15 protein-coding genes are annotated in these 14034 nt (G+C 38.4%); 6 read left to right on the forward strand and 9 right to left on the reverse strand.

Annotation, left to right across the window (positions count from 1 at the left end):
• The first annotated feature begins 65 nt into the window (after positions 1 to 65).
• Entirely contained in the window at positions 66 to 1883 is a 1818-nt protein-coding gene (locus QL984_RS03585; protein ID WP_138764566.1) for a phosphotransferase, read from the forward strand.
• 58 nt (positions 1884 to 1941) lie between these two features.
• Positions 1942 to 2373 carry a DUF3859 domain-containing protein gene (locus tag QL984_RS03590; RefSeq protein WP_138764565.1) on the forward strand — a complete coding sequence of 144 codons (432 nt, stop codon included), beginning with the start codon at positions 1942 to 1944 and terminating at the stop codon, positions 2371 to 2373.
• 63 nt (positions 2374 to 2436) lie between these two features.
• On the opposite strand, the gene QL984_RS03595 is transcribed toward QL984_RS03590, so the two are convergent.
• The 3 genes from QL984_RS03595 to QL984_RS03605 all read right to left on the reverse strand — a co-directional run bounded on the left by QL984_RS03595 (position 2437) and on the right by QL984_RS03605 (position 4603).
• Complete coding sequence (locus QL984_RS03595; RefSeq protein ID WP_008114664.1) at positions 2437 to 2853, reverse strand: VF530 family DNA-binding protein; 417 nt, start codon at positions 2851 to 2853, stop codon at positions 2437 to 2439.
• Positions 2854 to 2925: 72 nt separating this feature from the next.
• Positions 2926 to 3918, reverse strand: a complete 993-nt coding sequence (locus QL984_RS03600) for an MDR family oxidoreductase (RefSeq protein WP_138764564.1) — start codon at positions 3916 to 3918, stop codon at positions 2926 to 2928.
• Between the two features lie 49 nt (positions 3919 to 3967).
• Positions 3968 to 4603 carry a TetR/AcrR family transcriptional regulator gene (locus QL984_RS03605; protein ID WP_138764563.1) on the reverse strand — a complete coding sequence of 212 codons (636 nt, stop codon included), beginning with the start codon at positions 4601 to 4603 and terminating at the stop codon, positions 3968 to 3970.
• Positions 4604 to 4966: 363 nt separating this feature from the next.
• Here QL984_RS03605 and rmf point away from each other — a divergent pair, with 363 nt between their 5' ends.
• Positions 4967 to 5137, forward strand: a complete 171-nt coding sequence (gene rmf, locus QL984_RS03610; RefSeq protein WP_008114656.1) for a ribosome modulation factor — start codon at positions 4967 to 4969, stop codon at positions 5135 to 5137.
• A 63-nt stretch (positions 5138 to 5200) separates the two neighbouring features.
• On the opposite strand, the gene fabA is transcribed toward rmf, so the two are convergent.
• Entirely contained in the window at positions 5201 to 5716 is a 516-nt protein-coding gene (gene fabA, locus QL984_RS03615; RefSeq protein WP_008114654.1) for a bifunctional 3-hydroxydecanoyl-ACP dehydratase/trans-2-decenoyl-ACP isomerase, read from the reverse strand.
• 195 nt (positions 5717 to 5911) lie between these two features.
• Between fabA and QL984_RS03620 the strand changes: the two genes are divergently transcribed.
• Genes QL984_RS03620 through QL984_RS03630 form a run of 3 tightly spaced genes read left to right on the forward strand, consistent with a single transcriptional unit; the run spans position 5912 to position 8020 of the window.
• Positions 5912 to 6769, forward strand: coding sequence for a 6-carboxytetrahydropterin synthase (locus QL984_RS03620; RefSeq protein ID WP_138764562.1), 858 nt, complete (start codon positions 5912 to 5914; stop codon positions 6767 to 6769).
• On the forward strand, positions 6762 to 7580 hold the full coding sequence (locus tag QL984_RS03625; protein ID WP_138764561.1) for a M23 family metallopeptidase: 819 nt from the start codon (positions 6762 to 6764) through the stop codon (positions 7578 to 7580). The genes QL984_RS03620 and QL984_RS03625 overlap by 8 nt, the downstream gene beginning before the upstream one ends.
• A 5-nt stretch (positions 7581 to 7585) precedes the next feature.
• Complete coding sequence (locus tag QL984_RS03630) at positions 7586 to 8020, forward strand: acyl-CoA thioesterase (RefSeq protein ID WP_008114650.1); 435 nt, start codon at positions 7586 to 7588, stop codon at positions 8018 to 8020.
• 185 nt (positions 8021 to 8205) lie between these two features.
• Here the strand turns inward: QL984_RS03630 and QL984_RS03635 are convergent, their stop codons facing one another.
• The 5 genes from QL984_RS03635 to QL984_RS03655 form a co-directional block, all read right to left on the reverse strand.
• Positions 8206 to 9528, reverse strand: coding sequence for a Na+/H+ antiporter family protein (locus QL984_RS03635; protein ID WP_138764560.1), 1323 nt, complete (start codon positions 9526 to 9528; stop codon positions 8206 to 8208).
• Entirely contained in the window at positions 9525 to 11498 is a 1974-nt protein-coding gene (locus QL984_RS03640; RefSeq protein WP_138764559.1) for a DUF3488 and transglutaminase-like domain-containing protein, read from the reverse strand. The genes QL984_RS03635 and QL984_RS03640 overlap by 4 nt, the downstream gene beginning before the upstream one ends.
• Positions 11491 to 12249: a DUF58 domain-containing protein gene (locus QL984_RS03645; RefSeq protein WP_249365145.1), complete on the reverse strand. Its 759-nt coding sequence runs from the start codon at positions 12247 to 12249 to the stop codon at positions 11491 to 11493. The genes QL984_RS03640 and QL984_RS03645 overlap by 8 nt, the downstream gene beginning before the upstream one ends.
• A 232-nt stretch (positions 12250 to 12481) precedes the next feature.
• Complete coding sequence (locus tag QL984_RS03650) at positions 12482 to 13387, reverse strand: MoxR family ATPase (protein WP_058154597.1); 906 nt, start codon at positions 13385 to 13387, stop codon at positions 12482 to 12484.
• An 8-nt stretch (positions 13388 to 13395) separates the two neighbouring features.
• Positions 13396 to 13779, reverse strand: a complete 384-nt coding sequence (locus QL984_RS03655; protein ID WP_013464929.1) for a response regulator — start codon at positions 13777 to 13779, stop codon at positions 13396 to 13398.
• Positions 13780 to 14034: the final 255 nt, after the last annotated feature.

Genomic DNA, 14034 nt, shown 5'->3' on the forward strand with positions numbered 1-14034 from the left:
GCTCGCGTTACTATCAAATATAAAGGTAACACTGCGCTTTTAACAACTAACCTAGAGAACCCGCATTGAAAGCTAAAGAAATTCGCAATTTTTATATTAACGAAGAGCAATCGGTTTATTTGCTGTCACACCGTGATGCAAAAAAACATCGTCAGTGGCTTAATATTTGTATTAAACAGCTCACTTTGCTTGGGTATAAAAAGGTAGAAATGATTGGCTCAGGGGCATTTGGGTTTGTATTTGCAGGGGATGATGAACATGGCCTGCCTTGGGTGTTTAAGTTTTCTAGAATTACGCTCGCGCAAAGTGTACGTGATCGCCTTGAAGATGAAGCGTATATGCTTTCGCAAATCAAAAATCCCTTAGTGCCAACATTTTATGGCTTTGAGCGAATAAAAAAACAAGGTATTTTGATGATGGCGCGCGCCATTGGTGAAGACCTTGAAAAAGTATCACTAAAGCAAGGGCGCTTACCGGCCGCCAAAATAATGAGCTTAGCGGTTAAATTAAGAAATGTGTTGCTTGATTTACGTCGTCATAAAAATGGTTTAAGCCCGCAGCCTATTGTACATGGTGATATTAAACCCTCTAACTTGGTGTGGGATGAAAATGAAAAGCAGCTTTCATTGGTTGACTGGGGAAGCTCTGTTTATGCCCAAGTAGATGAACAAGGAAACCCAATTGCCAGTAATTTTATGGATTTAATGTCGGGTGACTTAAGTACTACCAATGCCCGTATGGGCGATGTGTATTTTATAGGTGATGCGCAAATGTCGGGTGAAAAGTCATCCCCTCGTTTTGATGAGCAGGGGGTTGCATCAACGCTATATGCACTTGCCTCGGCGCAGTCTTGCCGATTTGGTGCTCAGGCTATACCGGCCAGTAGTTTAATGCTACCTAAAGAGCTGGCGAATGTAATTGATGGCATGCTTTCAAAAGAGCGTAGTGTAAGGGATAGAGCCGGCGACTATTTTATGCGTAACATAGAAACCATGGCAAAAGCATTTTTACCAGAGCTACCAAAGCAAGACACTAAAGCACGCATTCCTTTTTGGTTTAGCCAAGATCCTGAGCCCGAAACCGTAGTTTATAGCTCTAGAAAACAATTTTTACGCCAAGCCGACCATAAACAGCAATTGTTAGATGTAAACGATGCTCAGTTAGATAGGTATTACAAAGAGTTTTTATTTGATACTGGGGATACTGAAAAAGCGTTTTTAGCCTCTATTAGCCGCTTAGCTAAATATCCTGTAGTAGGAGGGCTCAGCTTTCATTGGAAAGATGAATCTTTGTATGTTGAATCGTCACTCATTATGCATGACGAAACACTCGCAACCGCATTCACCGATGCAGTAAACAACACAGTAATGTTAGCCCAGGCTATTAGCCAAAAAGGCTTATTTAAGTGTTGTTTATTTGATGCCCGCAAAACAATTCAGTTAGAACGTGATGGGACTGGCGCGTTTAAATTTAACCAGTTACCTGAGCTTGATTATGAAGTGGTTAATGTAAAAGCCAGCGATGTAACCCGTCCACACTCATACTTTGAAGATGGTAAAGACCCCGATGAGCAACTGCAACTGCCTAAAAAAGTGATTAAATGTGTATTTGAGCTAAACCAGATACATCATACGGGTTGTATTATTTTTGAAGCACTACCAGATAGGATGAAAATTCACCATTACTACAGATTACTTGATGCCAGCAAAGAAGTAGAATTTAAACGTTTACTAAATAAGCTTATGCAATACGCGGTAAATATTACCGACGTGGGGGTGGCTGGCTTTATGAAGTTACCTTATAAAAACACTCGTGAGTTTGGTTTATGTGAACAACAACCCAGCAATTATTACCCTAAAAATCCAAAGCAACTACTTAATTAATAAACCGCTCGCTTAAGCTGGTGGTTTAAAAATTGAAAGTACAAAAATAGAAAGTTCAATGGCAAAATTTAAACCACAAATTACATTACAAAGTTTCGGCATATATAGTCACTGGGACAAAGACAGTAAATCGCTACCGCAAATTACTCAATTCACTACGCAAGTCAAAGCAGAACTTGATGTAGAATTTGGTCTGATAGTTAATATTAAAAAAGCTAAAGGCGAAAAACTACATTTTTGTATTTACCACCCAGGTATTATAGATACCAATGGCGAAGTGATGCTGCCTTTTGAGGGCACTGTATACGTTAAAGATAACGACTGGTCGTTTTATTTAGGCGATACGGTATGGGAGCCTATTGAGGATAAAATAGGTGACTGGCGTATGACCCTATCTTTAGCGGGGAAAGTCATTGCGGATAAAACATTTAATCTTATTAATGAAAAAACTAAAACTGAAGACGACTTTTGGAAATACCGCGGTTATTAATGACTTCAGTTTGCAGTAACGCAAGAGCTAACGTTTATTGTTAACTCTTGCCTAAAATACGTATTAGTTACCCCACGGGTTACTTGAATTTGAACGTTGCTTACGGGTACGCGCACGTTGTTTTGCTGCTTTTTTTTCTTGAATACGTTTTGCATCAGAAAAGCTTAACTCGCAAGGCTCACCTGGTTTATCGCCTTCAGGAATAATGCGGTCGCGTGGAGGCAGTTCGTATTGTACGTCATCTGGGCGAGGTAAGTTTTTAAGGCGGTACAAATAGAAATTATCTACTTTTTGTTGTGCCCACTCGGTTTTACGCAAAAATTTAACTGCAGATTTAATGTCTGGATTATTTTTAAAGCAGTTAAGTTGTAAGTAGGCATGCAGGAGTTCCCACCCATATTGCTCAACCAGTTCTTCAACCACTTGCTCTAATTTAACGCCTTGCAGTGGGTTATTACTGAAAAGTTCTTGGTTGCTCATAGGTGTTCTCTCGTTATTAAAAAATCAGCGAACATTATAAATTTAATAACGAGAGTTTAGTAGCAAAAATGCTTAACTTTGACAATTAACCACTACACGACCACGAATTTGGCCTTGCATTAGTTGCTCGGCGCTTTCAATGACTTGATCAAGATTTATTTCAGTTGAAATTTTATCCAAGTAATCGGCATTAACTAATGAAGCTAAACGTTCCCAAGCTTCAACACGATCCGCTTTAGGGCGCATAACGCTATCAATACCCATTAATGAAACCCCACGTAAAATAAAGGGTGCAACCGAGGCCGGTAAGTCCATACCTTGAGCAAGCCCGCAAGCAGTAACAACCCCCCCATATTTAAGTGATGCACAAATATTTGCAAGTGTATGGCTACCCACAGAATCAATAGCTGCAGCAAAGCGTTCTTTTTGCAGAGGTTTACCAGGGTTAGAAAACTCATTTCTATCAATTACATTAGTTGCTCCTAATGATTTTAAATAGTCTGCTTGCTCCATACGACCTGTTGCAGCGGTGACTTGATAACCTAGCTGGCTTAGTAAATAAATAGCAAAACTGCCTACGCCACCATTAGCACCGGTCACTAAAATTTCACCTGACTCGGGAGTAACGCCTTGCTTTTCTAGTGCAATAACACTGAGCATTGCCGTATAACCGGCAGTACCAATTTGCATAGCTTGTTTAGGTGATAAGTTAGCGGGTAGGGGAATTAACCAATCACTGCTCAGTGCCGCTTTTTGAGATAAGCCACCCCAGTGCTTTTCGCCAACACCAAAACCATTTAAAATAACGTGGTCGCCACTTTTAAATTCAGCACTGTCGCTGCTACTCACTGTACCCACTAAATCAATCCCCGGCACCATAGGAAAGCTACGTACAACAGGGCCTTTACCCGTGATGGCTAAGCCATCTTTATAATTTAAGGTACTGTAAAGCACATCAATTAATACATTTTCGTTTGGCAGATCGTCACTGTTTATGGTGCTTAGGGCTGCAGTGTAGTTGTCGTCTTGCTTATCTATAACAATAGCTTTAATAGAATTGCTCATTAGATTTCCTTTTAGACCGATCGTCTTTAAATTAGTAATAAAAAATGCATTAACTGAGTAATGCGCGTAAAAACATTTCTGTGTATAAAGTAAGTGGCTTACTTGATTGGGTTAGTTTAGCTCGCATTACTGCGCCTTCCCAACCCACCCAAAAATATTCACTCATTTGTTCGGTATTAATGTGTGGATTAATAGTTTGTTGCTGCTGGGCTAAATCTAAACATCGTTTTAATTGTTGTTGCCAAGCGATGTAGCTTTGCATTAAACGAGTTTTAAAGTCGTCACTTAAATGATTAAGCTCTTGATTTAAGTTACCCACCAAGCACCCGCGTTTGTAATCATACTTTTGCATTCCAGCAATTGCGCTTTGTGTGAAATTAACAATGCGCTCAAGTGCGGGGACTTCAGATTGCTCTAGGTAAAATTTAAGTTTATTTATAAAAAAATCGTCGTAGGCATCAACAAGAGCCAAACCATAGGCTTCTTTACTTTTAAAGTAATGATAAAAAGAGCCTTTTGGTACTTTTGCTTTTTTTAATATGGTATCGAGCCCGGTGGCACTAAAGCCAAACTCAGTTAAGGTTTCTAAGCCCACACGAATGAGCAGCGCTTTTGTATCTGCGCTGTCTCTGGCTATTTTGGGTGGGCGGCCACGCCTAGTTGCAACTGATGGTGTTTTGTTCATGCTTCATATTAGACCGATCGGTTTTAATTAATCAAGCTTTTATTTGGGATGTTTTTAAAACAGCTCTGACGTTCATTTTTTGATTACAAATTAATTGGGAACTTAAGGGTATATTGTTAGTCACAAATATGACACTTATGTGTTTTGAACCGATGTATCGGAACATTTTAATAAAGTTAAATTGGTTAAAGTTGAGCAATAAAATTATTTTTAAATTAATTTATCATTGCATCAGCAGCTTAGTTAAAGTCAAACAAATTAATTGTATTTTGTGTTTGAATTAAACATTTTTGTTGGCTATTTATTAAATGTAGATGAACTTAATGCTACAAAAATATAAATATAAAGGTGAGGATTTTACCGATGAAGAGACAGAAAAGAGATCGTTTAGAAAGAGCTCATTCTCAAGGTTTTAAAGCTGGTTTAGCTGGTCGCTCAAAAGAGCACTGCCCTTATCAACAAGTTGATCCTAAGTCTGAGTGGCTTGGTGGTTGGCGCGAGGCAATAGAAAATCGCAATATGTATAAAACATAAACTCACAACGAATTTAAGCAAAAAAGCCTCTAGTTAGAGGCTTTTTTGTTGCGTGCGTTAAAATTAAAACGCGCTAGTGTCTTGGAATAAGCCCACTTTTAAATCTTTTGCTTCGTATATAACGCGGCCGTCTACTTCAACAGTGCCATCAGCCATGCCCATAAACAACTTACGTTTAATAACGCGTTTCATATCGAGACGGTAAGTTACTTTTTTTGCCGTTGGTAGAATTTGGCCAGTAAATTTAACTTCACCTACACCTAATGCGCGGCCAAGACCTGGGCCACCAGACCAGCCTAAGAAAAACCCAACCAGTTGCCACATTGCATCTAAGCCTAAACAACCCGGCATTACAGGGTCGCCTTTAAAGTGGCAGTCAAAAAACCAAAGGCTAGGGTCAATATCTAGCTCAGCAATAATTTGGCCTTTACCGTGCTCACCACCATCATCGGTGATAGAGATGATACGATCCATCATTAACATGTTGTCACTTGGTAAACGACAATTTCCTTCACCAAACATTTCACCTTGACCACAAAGGATCAAATCTTCTTTTGTATAGCTATTTTTAGGTTCCATAACACTTTATCTTTGCTTAGAAATTGCCCCGTACTTTAGCGTACACTTGTACGCTAAACAACTCGGAGCAGTTAAAAAATGGTTTAAATATAGCCAATCAGACAATGCAACTGATTTTAGTATGATTAAACCGCGCAATTACTAACAGAAATCATTATAATTAGGGCTGACTTTTAATCAGTTTAAAGGAAATTTATGACCCTTTTTGTTAACTCACTCACTGTGATTGATTTTTCTTACTTATGCAATAAACGCGGTGCAGTTGGCGAAAGTTGGATTGTTGATTTGACTTTACATGGCAAACTAAATGAAGAGTCTATGGTTTTAGACTTTGGCTTAGTTAAAAAGCAAATAAAAGGCATTATTGATGAGTGTATTGATCACCGTTTAGCTGTTCCAAATAACATAAACGGTAGCATTAATGAATTTGCTGATCATAAAACATTAGATTGTACATTTGGTGAGAATAAGCACCTTGCAATGAGTGCGCCTCATCAAGCTTTTTGCCTGATAGATACCGATAAGATAACCATTGAGTCGGTCACAGAGTATTTAATTGCCACAATACTGCCACAGCTTCCTGATAATATTGAAAAAATTGAACTGGTATTAAAGCCTGAGCACAACCAAAGTTTTTACTACCACTACAGCCATGGCCTTAAAAAGCATGATGGTAATTGCCAGCGCATTATTCATGGCCATCGTTCACAAATAGGGATCAGTTTAGGTGGTATCTCTATGCCTCGTTTACAAAAACAGTGGGCTGATAAATGGCAAGATATTTACTTAGCTACCAGCGATGATCAAATCAGCGCCTCTGAATTAAAGCATATTATCGCCAAAGAGGATGACGTGTGTTTTGCATATACAGCCGCGCAAGGTTATTTTGAAATGGCAATTAGCGAATCGCGTTGCGACATTTTACCCATAGATACCACAGTAGAATGTATTGCTGAGTATATTGCCGGCCAAGTAAAACTGCAGCATCCAGAAAAAGACGTAAAAATTACTGCTTATGAAGGCGTTGGTAAGGGGTCAATTAGTTATGCTTAAATCCTTATTAGTGTCAGCGTTAATTGCATCATTTAGTTTTAGTGCTTTGGCAGTTGAACTAAAAGGGCATTTAACTCAAGGCGGCTTGGTTACAGGGCAATTAAATAACGCAAAATCAGTTAGTTTAAATGGTAAGCCATTAAAGCTATCTGATACTGGCTTATTTGTATTTGGTTTTGGTCGTGATGCAAAACCAAACCACACTTTATCATGGGTTGATAAAAGTGGAAAAAACCACAGCCAAGATTTAGTTATAACTCTTCGTGACTACAACATCGATAAAATAACCGGTGTTGCAAAAAAATATGTATCGCCACCAAAAGCGGTCAGTGAACGTATTAGCCGTGAAGCGGTCGCGGTAAGAAAAGCGCGCGCTGTTGACTCTGACCTAGAGTACTTTTTACAGCCTGTGCTTAGGCCTGCCGAGGGCCGTATTTCAGGTGTTTATGGAAGCCAGCGTTACTTTAATGGTGAACCACGCAGACCACACTTTGGTTTAGACATAGCAAATAAAACAGGCTCTCCTGTGTATGCGCCGATCAGCGGTACCGTGGTATTTGCTGAACCAGATTTATATTACTCAGGTGGTACTTTAATTTTAGATCATGGCCACGGTGTTACCTCGACTTACATTCATCTAAGCAAGCTAGATGTAAAAGTGGGGGATAAAATTACACAAGGTATGAAAGTGGCTGAAATAGGTGCTACGGGACGTGTAACTGGCCCGCATTTAGATTGGCGATTTAATTGGCAAGGTGAACGCCTTGACCCTGCATTATTGATGCAAGACACATTAGCAAACAAAAAGTAGAGATTATGACTCAAGTAGAGCGCGAAGCAATTATTGCGCAACGTATAAAAGATTCGACCACATCGGTAACAAAAGCGGTATTTCCTGGGCGTACTAATCACCACAATACGCTATTTGGTGGTGATGCATTAGCGTGGATGGATGAGGTTGCTTTTATAGCAGCTACCCGTTTTTGCCGTAAGCCATTAGTGACTATTTCATCTGATAGGGTAGATTTTAAAGAGGCTATTCCGGCAGGTTCATTTGCCGAATTAATCTCAAAAGTGTCGCATGTAGGGAATACAAGCCTAAAGGTAGATGTTGAAATATTCCTAGAAACCATGCACAAAGATAATAAGCATTCTGCTATTACGGGTAGTTTTACTTTTGTTGCCGTGGATGATAACCACAGACCAACACCGGTAGTATGCGATAAAATGCTACATGGCTTTGAGTTATAACGCAAAATAGTAAATAAATATAAGCATCAAACTAGGTGCTTATATTAAAACCCATTAAGAACACATCATACTTTATTTTTTAATGTTTAAAACTTAGCATTAATGTTTGTTTGAGATAATAAGTAAAAAAGGAGGGTGTAAATTTCAAAATAAAAAGGCGTGCACAAAGCACACCTTTTAAAAAATTAAAGTACCATGGCGGCTATCCAGCCGAATACCAATAGCGGTATATTAAAGTGAATGAAGGTTGGTACCACTGAATCCCAAATATGGTCGTGCTGACCATCAGCATTAAGGCCGGAAGTTGGCCCTAATGTGGAGTCGGAGGCAGGGGAGCCAGCATCACCTAATGCGCCAGCAGTACCAACAAGTGCAGCGGTTGCCATAACCGAAAAGTTTAGCTCTAAACATAAAGGAACAAATAAGGTGGCAATAATAGGCACCGTTGAAAACGAGCTGCCAATTCCCATCGTTATAAATAAGCCAACTAATAAAATTACAGCCGCAGCCATCGGCTTATTACCATCAAAAATTGCGGCGCTACTGTGAACTAAGCTGGCTACGTGTCCGGTTTCTTTCATGACCGCGGCAAAACCTTGTGCTGAGATCATAATAAAACCAATCATGGCCATCATTGCCACGCCTTTACTAAATACGTCGCCGTTTTCTTCCCACTTAACCACACCAAATACACTAAATATAACTACGCCAACTAGGCCGCCTAATATCATAGAGCCACTGGCATTTTGAGCAATTAACGACGCAACAACAGCAAATAAACCAACCATCATTACTTTTTTGGGGTTATCAATTTCTGTTTGTTTACTCTCAACGGTAAGGGCGGTATTTGTATATTCTCGGCGTTTTCTATAAGTAATAAACAGCGCAATTAACAACCCCACGAACATGCCAATAGCAGGAATAATCATTGCCAAAGGTACGCTGGTATTGACTATTTCAAGGCCATTATCCACTAGGTTTTTATGTAATATAGAGTATAAATAAATTCCACCAAACCCATAAGGGAGTACCATATACGAGGTGGCTAAACCAAAGGTTAAAATACAAGCAATAGCGCGTCTGTCTAATCGCAATTTGTTAAACACCACTAATAACGGCGGAATTAGAATAGGAATAAACGCAATATGAACAGGGACTAAATTTTGTGAAGAAATAGCACAAATCAAAATAATAAACAGAATAAAGTAGCTTAATATGGTTTCACTAGAGCCCGTTTGTGCATTTACTTTAGCGAGTAACTTAGCGGCCAAAATACGCGTTAAGCCTGACTTAGAGATAGCGACGGCAAATGCACCTAACATCGCATAGCTTAAAGCAATTTCGGCGCCTGATGATAAGCCAGAATTAAATGCATCAATACTTTCTTTTAAGCCCATGCCTGCGGTTAATCCGGCAACAAGCGCACTTATTGTCATTGCAACAATCACATTTACACGGACTAAAGTGAGTCCCAGCATTAAAATAACGCCGATAATAACTGCGTTCATAGATTTCTCTGTTTTGTAGATTTAATTAATTTTATCAGATCTTTAGCCTGATTTTTACGTTCTTTAGTAAATGGATGCCTTGCATAGCGCACTTGCTTAAATAACTCACAAAAAGCGGTTATTTGTTGCTCTGCATGGGGCGCTTGATTGCTAATGTGTTCTAAAGTTTGGGTTGGCGTGGCATTTTCAGGATAGCTAATCGCGTGTTTATTAGCCCAACGAATAATTTCATAAAATTCACTTACCAGTGGCGGTTGCTTTGTTGAGGCTTTAGGTCTGTTTAAATAAATAAAGTAAGCCGTAAAACTCAAAATTAAAATAATAATAGCCCCAAGTGGCACCAGCCAAATAAACTTATTACCAAATAAGGTAGCAAATAAATCTTGTTGCTTGTCTTTATCAAACCCAAGTACCCAACTAGACCATTGATAATCTAAGTTTTCTAATTCAAGTCTAAGCCAATTAATGGCGGCATAGTTACTTAAACTAACAAGTCCAAAGCTAATATTATTTTTAAATTCGTCATTAAGGGTGGTACTTTGTGACAAGGAGCCGTTTAACCGCTCGGGTGCGACAACCGCTGTGGCATCAAATACTTTCCAACCGGCACCGGTATATACTTCAACCCAGGCATGCGCATCGTATTGACGAATAGTCATATAATCACTGTTTTTATTTAGCTCGCCTCCTAAATAGCCACTGACAACACGCGCAGGAATACCTGCACTTCTAAAAATAAATGCGGCGGCACTGGCATAATGCCCGCAAAAACCGCGTTTATTATCAAACATAAACTGATCGAGCGTATTTTCGCTGCGCATGGGTGTGGGTGTAAGTGTATAGCTAAATTCATTTTTTGAAAAATAGCTTAAAAGTCGATTAAAAAATTCATCGGCATTGGCGCTATTATTTTTTAATTGTTGCGCTAACTGCTGAGATTTTTGATTATTACTAACAGTTAATTGGCTATAAAACCGCTGTTGGGACTTATTAAGCGATGTACTAGATAACGGTTCACTATTAACTGCATATTGTAAAACCTTGGATTTATATTGTTGTTTTCGTAATAAACCTAAAGTATTGGCAATAACATTGGGGCTTTCACTGCTTGAAAAACCAAGCCCATATAGCCAATCTGAAATAGCAGGCTCAGCTATAACCGTATACTGAGCCTCATTTTCACTCGTGCTTTTTTTAGCGGGTAATATCAACGCTTGCTTTAAAAAGGAGGATGTTTTCCACGCTGCACCATCAAATTCATCATGTACAATAGCGCGCCAATAATAGGGCGTAGGGGGTGGTGTACCATTAAATTTTGCTCTAAATACCAGTTCATCAGAATTTGATAACTTTGCTATATCAAACGGATCGACTTGTTCAGATAATCCTGTTTGTGCCATTTTTGGACCGGGTAGTTGCCAAAATGCCGGAAGTTTAGGTAAAAATAATAAAAGTATTACGGCTAAAGGAAAAGCCAGTAGCATAATTTTAGCACTTAGTTTTGAAGAGAGTTTTAAGCTATGACTAGACTCTAATAACCCTAGCACCGCAAAGTTTAAAATATAGAAGGTGCTTATAACTAAGGTAGTAAAAATGGTTTGGCTAAACAAATATACCGCTGAGAGTGAAAAGAACGTAAGAGTAATGATCAATTGGTAATGCTGTTTTGATTTTGCCTGCAATAATTTAAAAACACACGACAATAACAGCATGGCTACAAACAATACGACGGTATCTTTAAAGCCTATGCTGCTTAGCATAATAATTAATGCAATGGCGGCCAATCCATTAGCAAACCACGCGTTGGGTTTTTGCTTTTGCTTAACTGTTAAATAAACATTCCAGCCACATAACACGCTAAGCATTGCAATAAAGGGCAGGGGTAAGTGCTCTGTAAAAAAACTGACTAGCCCTAAGTAAATAAACGATAGAGCAAAGTTAATAACACGATGGTTTTTAATCTCATTCATTATCATCACCGACTAAGCTTAACGCTTCTAAACAGCGCTGATGATGCAGCTTGCCTGAATTGCAGGCGATTAAATTATTGGGAAGTTTTAAAGAATAATTAATATCACTTTCAAATGCTTGGCAAACTAAAAAACAGAGTTGCCCTAAACGCTCTTCAGTATCGCCCGTGACTAAGTTAAAATCGAATTGTGCATCCGCTGATTTAAAATCACTAAATTGTTTTACAAGTAATTGCTGTGTTTTTGCATAGTGCTTCCATGATATTCGCTGTAACCCCATTTCTGGCAAATGAGTAATTAAACTTTCAAATTCATCATCACCTTTATGTTTTTCAGTGCCTTCATCGGTATTATTTGCAACTAAGTTTTGGTGTTTTTGATTTGATGTTTTAATTATTGACGGATAAACATACACTACTTTATTCGGTTGTATATAACTCCACACACTGACTAAACCAAAGGGGTAATTACTGGCAATTTTTATTGGCTTTAACTTGTAACAGCCTCGCTTGGTGTAGGGTAATGATAATTGGCATTTTATTACTTCTTTAACGCGCGTAATGTAACACGCATTTTTTAAATCCTTGGGGTAACTCAATGTAATGGATTGGCAAGGATCATCGGCTTCTATTTGCCAAACTAGCTGTGGTGTCTGAGGCGCAAAACTTGCAATGGCGTATTTAAAGCTGACAGTTAAACCTCTGGCATTACTGTAGCCCAATAACAATGCAAAAATTATAATCACAAACATTAAATAAGCCATAAACAGAATTAAATTATTTTGATAATTAATCCCCATTACAAAATTTAATGATGCAACAACGCTAAAGTAAACGCCAAGCGTGGATGGTAAAACATAAATAGTATTATGTTTTAAGGTGATGCTATTTTTTTTGTGCTTATTTTTTAATAAGGCCGTTAAAATCGCGCTTTTTATATCGTCAATAAAAGTAGGGCGCTTAAATTTATAAATACGCATTTACCTAAACGGGCACTAAAACATGTTTTAAAATGGCCGCTATTTGTGTATCGCCCGCATCACTATGTAAGCCTAATCGATGCTGACACACACTTGAAAAAACAGCCTGTACATCTTCGGGTAGTACATAATCACGGCCTTCAATATAGGCCCACGCTTTGGCCGATTTAGCTAGTGCCATACTGGCTCTTGGGGAAAGCGAAGTCGTTAATGTTTGAGACTCACGAGTATAAGTCACTAACTCAATTATATAATCAACCACCGGCGAACTTAGCGTGATATTTGATATAGCATCTTGAATTTGCTTAAGTTGATGTTGTTCAATTCGCTGCGGTAACTGCGAATAGTCACGTTTTTGATTATTTAACAGTAACCGTTTTTCTGCATCTTTAGGTGGAAACCCTAAACTTATTCGCATTAAAAAACGATCTAGTTGTGATTCTGGTAACGGGTATGTACCTGCCTGATATAATGGATTTTGAGTCGCAATTACAAAAAATGGAGTAGGGAGCGGGTACTTGTCTCCATCTACTGTTACTTGATGTTCTTCCATCGCCTCCAATAAAGCACTTTGTGTTTTAGGACCCGCGCGATTTATTTCATCAGCAAGCACCACTTGGCTGAAAATTGGGCCTTTATGAAATGAAAAACTATGTTCATTATTATTAAATATATTGGTGCCAATAATATCAGCGGGCAATAAATCGCTGGTAAATTGTATACGCTGATATGATAACCCCAGTACTGCAGCTAATGCATGCGACAAAGTGGTTTTTCCCATGCCGGGTAAGTCTTCAATTAGTAAATGGCCTTCACTAAATAAACAGGCTAACGCTAATTTTATTTGTTGTTGTTTACCAAATATAACGGTAGATAGGTCATCAATTATGGTCGTAACAATGTGCTGCATAATTTCCTTTAATCTATGAGTTCTAAACGTTTCATTACCGCATCAACTTTTTGCGCGTTAAAGGGCTTAGCTATAAATTCTTTTGCGCCTAGCTCCCAGGTATTTTGCACTGTTTCAAAGCTATTGTGGCCTGAACACATAACAACATGTGCATGAGGGTGTTCGTTGTTAATTGACTCTAAAATTTCAATGCTTTCAGAATCAGGTAAATCAACATCTAAGAATATAACGTTGGGTGATTTTTCAATAAGCAGAGGTTTAGCACAATTAAAATTATCGCACTCAATAATGTCATCAAAACCTAAACCGGCTAATACTTGGCTTAAATCAGCGCGGATCTGTTTAACATCATCAATAATTAAAATTGGTTCGAGTGGGCGTACAAATTCCATATGAATACTTCAATGTTTTTTACGGCTTGTGCTTTAATATTAAGCTAAGCATTAAGGAACCTCAAGGTGATAACTATGAATAACTATAATAGTTGTTTAAAGCCACTTAATGTCCGATACCGTCTAGTATTGGACTTAGCAAGCTTGAAGCTTTTAAAATAGAGCGCTGCTTATGCATAGGTATATTACTACCTATAATTTATATTATGTTAAATAGCATATATATGTACTTAAGCAAACTAACTATCGGCAATT

The sequence above is a fragment of the Pseudoalteromonas sp. APC 3495 genome, from assembly GCF_030407645.1.
In the GTDB taxonomy this organism is placed as follows: Bacteria; Pseudomonadota; Gammaproteobacteria; order Enterobacterales; family Alteromonadaceae; genus Pseudoalteromonas; species Pseudoalteromonas tetraodonis.